The 2,741-nt window shown below is 60.9% G+C and carries 3 protein-coding genes; all 3 read left to right on the top strand.

Annotation, left to right across the window (positions count from 1 at the left end):
- Positions 1-79 precede the first annotated feature (79 nt).
- The 3 genes from B3605_RS03685 to B3605_RS03675 all read left to right on the top strand — a co-directional run bounded on the left by B3605_RS03685 (position 80) and on the right by B3605_RS03675 (position 2,691).
- Positions 80-997 carry a LysR family transcriptional regulator gene (locus B3605_RS03685; protein WP_296432329.1) on the top strand — a complete coding sequence of 306 codons (918 nt, stop codon included), beginning with the start codon at positions 80-82 and terminating at the stop codon, positions 995-997.
- 110 nt (positions 998-1,107) lie between these two features.
- Entirely contained in the window at positions 1,108-2,064 is a 957-nt protein-coding gene (locus B3605_RS03680; RefSeq protein WP_112972789.1) for a glutathione S-transferase family protein, read from the top strand.
- 12 nt (positions 2,065-2,076) lie between these two features.
- Complete coding sequence (locus tag B3605_RS03675; protein WP_296432327.1) at positions 2,077-2,691, top strand: alpha/beta hydrolase; 615 nt, start codon at positions 2,077-2,079, stop codon at positions 2,689-2,691.
- The last annotated feature ends 50 nt before the right edge of the window (positions 2,692-2,741 follow it).

The raw sequence follows: 2,741 nt of genomic DNA, 5'->3' as shown, positions 1-2,741 counted from the left end.
GGCGGCGCCATGCGCCGCCGGCTTCTCTGCCTGGTCGGGAACGGCTGTAGGGTGGGTGAGTTGACTGGGAGACAGCTACTTGGATCGTCTCGAATGCGACCGCATGTTCGTTGCCGTCATCGACACGGGAAGCTTTGCTGCTGCAGCGGTGCGTCTCGGCACCAGCAGCGGCCAGGCTTCAAAGCTGGTTTCGCGCCTCGAAGCAAGCCTGGGCGTACAGCTTATCATGCGGACGACGCGCGCGCTTTCCCTTTCCGAGGCAGGACGCTCCTATTACGAACGCGTGAAATCGCTTCTTGAAGAATTCGACGCGCTTGATGCCTCCGTGCGCAACGCCTCGCGTGCACCATCGGGCCGGTTGCGGATTACCGCGCCGATCACTTTCGGCACGACGCAGCTCACGCCCATCCTCAATCAGTTCGCGATGGCTTTCCCCGACATCAACCTCGACCTCAGTTTCTCTGACCGAACGGTCAATCTTGTCGACGAAGGATTTGATGCCGCCGTGCGCATCGGGCGCCCTGAAGATAGCAGTCTGATCGCGCGCAAGCTTTGCACCGCGCGCATCGTGCTCGTCGCCGCCTCCTCATATCTCGACGAACGCGGCGTACCCCTGACGCCGGCGGATCTCACGGCTCACGATTGCATCATCGATACCAACTTTCGCGATCCGCTCACCTGGCGGTTCCGCAACAAGCCAGGTTCGCAGCCGCTGTTGACCGAAGTCCGGGGACGCATTCAGTTTTCGAATGCTGAGGCCTGCGTTGCTGCAGCCGAAGCGGGCTTAGGCATCGCGCGTGTGCCAAGCTTCGTTGCCGGCGCGCGACTTCGTCTTCAGTCGGTGCGCCCCTTGCTGTCCGATTTCGAGGATGAGCCGCGCGGTCTTTACGCGGTCTATCCCCCTGCCCGGCACCTTGCACTTAAGGTCAGGGTGCTCGTCGATTTCCTGGCCGACGCCTTTCGCGGGCAACCTGCATGGGACAAGGGCTGGTCGTGATTGCTTCCATTTTGGAATGAACTATTCTCTTTTTGACTGGATAATCATTGATCTGGAATTGCGTCATATCAAACTCCAACAGCGCGCAAGAACAGATCAGGAGTTTAGTCATGCTCGTGGATGGCAAGTGGACTGCCGATTGGCACCCCGTGCAGGCAACTGACGCTAAGGGCGGCTTCGTCCGGCAGATTTCGGGTTTTCGAAACTGGGTCACGCCTGATGGCTGCGCCGGCCAGACCGGTGAAGGCGGCTTCAAGGCCGAGGCCGGCCGCTACCATCTCTACGTCGCGCTCATCTGCCCCTGGGCCTCGCGCACGCTGATCGGCCGGGCACTGAAGAAGCTGGAAGATGTGATTTCGGTATCGGTCGTCGAACCGGCTCTCTCCGATCAGGGTTGGCGCTTTGGAGACTACCCGGGCGCCAATCGCGATGAGCTCAACAGCGCCACCTATATGCACGAAATCTACACCAGCGCCGACCCGCATTACACCGGCCGCGCCACCGTGCCCGTGCTTTGGGACAAGGAACGCCGCACCATCGTCAACAACGAGTCGGCAGATATCCTGCGGATGCTCAATTCCGGCTTCGGCGCGCTTGCCGATCGCGCGATCGATCTCTACCCGGAAGATCTGCGCACCGAGATCGACGCCCTTAACGGGCGCATCTATCCGCAGCTCAACAACGGCGTTTATCGCACCGGCTTCGCGACCACACAAGTCGCCTATGAGGAAGCCTTCGCCGACGTCTTCACGATGCTCGACGAACTGGAGGCGCGCCTCGAAGGACAGCGACCATTCCTCTTCGGCACACGACTGACGGAGGCCGATGTCCGCCTCTTCGTAACGCTCATCCGCTTCGACGCTGCCTATAACGGGCTCTTCAAGTGCAACTTGCGCCGGCTGGCGGATTATTCCAACCTCAGCCGTTACGTCGACAACATGCTTGCGATACCCGGCATCCGCAAGACGGTCAGCGTCGATCATATCAAACGCGGCTACTACTCGATCAAGGCGCTGAACCCGACGGGCATCGTGCCTGTCGGCCCGCAGCTTCCATTCGTGATCTGAGAGGAAATGGCCGTGTCGACTATTGCATCGCATATGCTTGTTATCATGCTCCATGGCGTTGGTTCGAGCGGCGCCGATCTTGCGCCCTTAGCCAATGCCTGGAAAGTCACACTTCCAAGTGCGGTGTTCGCTTCACCGAATGCGCCGAGCCCATCGAGTTTCGGCGCGGGCTACCAGTGGTTCAGCGTGTCGGGTGTGACCGAGGACAACAGAAGCGGACGTATCAAGGAGGCGCGCCAGGCTTTTGACGACATTATCTCGGCGATCATCAAGGAGAACGGCTTCGCCGATCGGCTCGAGCGCGTCGTTCTGGTCGGCTTCTCGCAGGGCACCATCATGGCGCTCGACGCCGTGGCGGCCGGGCGCTGGCCAGTCGGCGCCGTCGTCGGCTTCTCCGGTCGCCTCGCCTCGCCGCTTCCGCTCGCGCCCGCGGTCAAGACGCCGGTACTCTTGGTGCATGGCAGCGCCGATCCGGTCATTCCGGCGACTGAAACGACGCGTGCCGCCGCGGCTCTTCAGACGTTTGGCATGAACGTGGAAACGATCATCGTTCCTGGGCTCGGCCATACAATTTCGGCTGACGGCGCTGCACGGGCGGGTGCGTTTATGGCTGAAGCGCTGAAGTGATCCAGACCTCGGAAAGTGAGAGCGTTGCGCCTAGCACTACTTTGGCACTT

The organism is Rhizobium sp. UBA1881, from assembly GCF_002338015.1.
GTDB lineage: Bacteria > Pseudomonadota > Alphaproteobacteria > Rhizobiales > Rhizobiaceae > Rhizobium.
Note: the sequence above shows the minus strand (reverse complement) of the source record. Positions and strands in the feature narration are given on the sequence as shown.